The following is a 786-nucleotide window of genomic DNA, read 5'->3' as shown; positions in this document are numbered from 1 at the left end:
ATCCCATCGGGACCACGCACCTCGAAATCGAGGCCCGGATCGTGCCTGACGAAGTCCGGCGCGATGTTGGCGTTCCACCACCCCTCGTCACGGTCGCGGAACGCGTCGAAGTACGCGCGGACCAGTCGCTTGTTCGCATCGAGGGACATGGGACGCCTCATGGGTCGCGGGTCAGCGGGGTTCGACCTTGACGCACGTGAACGCGACGGGGATGGCCTTGCCGCCCGAGGTCTTCGTCGTGAACGAGGCCGCGTTCGCCGTGGTGGAGGCGATGGCATGCTCGGCGTCGGGGCTGTCGACCGGCAGCACGTAGTCCTGCCCGCTCCCGATGCCCTTGGTGGGGTCGAACACCCGGATGGTCACGTTGAAGGGCTTGAGGTCGGCCCTGGCCAAGCCGTCCGCCAGCGCCCCCACAGAGGCCATCCCGGACAGCATGGCCAACGCGAACGCCGCAATAGTCCTGCTCATCGTCGCCTCCCGTCTCAGCGCACCGCGCCCGGCTCGTGGATCGGGCAGCGGTTGAACCTCTCCCGGAACTCGGCCGAATGACGGTAGGGGGCGTTGCGGGCCCGGTTGATGTTGCCGAGGGGCCGGTGCGCCGCGAGGCCGGTCCAGACGCTGAAGCGCATCTCCTCGTCCACCGCCTGGACCCGGGCGGCGTCCCAACTATCCTGCGGCCGGGCACGGATGATGCCGACCCGCTGGAACGGGGCCTCGTCCTCCTTCCACTCCACCGTGGGGTCCTCCACCGGCTGGCGTTCGAGGTCGCGGCATAGCTGGACCCGG

The 786-nt window shown here is 69.2% G+C and carries 1 protein-coding gene and 1 pseudogene; both read right to left on the bottom strand.

Features of this window, described 5'->3' with window-relative positions; genetic code table 11:
• Nucleotides 1-171 precede the first annotated feature (171 nt).
• On the bottom strand, nucleotides 172-468 hold the full coding sequence (locus MKK52_RS17470) for a hypothetical protein (protein WP_243955944.1): 297 nt from the start codon (nucleotides 466-468) through the stop codon (nucleotides 172-174).
• Between the two features lie 14 nt (nucleotides 469-482).
• Nucleotides 483-786, bottom strand: a pseudogene (locus MKK52_RS17465) (catalase); the annotation flags it as partial.

This window comes from Methylobacterium sp. J-067, assembly GCF_022829465.1.
Taxonomy (GTDB): Bacteria; Pseudomonadota; Alphaproteobacteria; order Rhizobiales; family Beijerinckiaceae; genus Methylobacterium; species Methylobacterium litchii.
Note: the sequence above shows the minus strand (reverse complement) of the source record. Positions and strands in the feature narration are given on the sequence as shown.

Coding starts and splice junctions, on each gene's coding strand:
- MKK52_RS17470 (WP_243955944.1), bottom strand. CDS start 468: ATGAGCAGGACTATTGCGGCGTTCGCGTTGGCCATGCTGTCCGGGATG.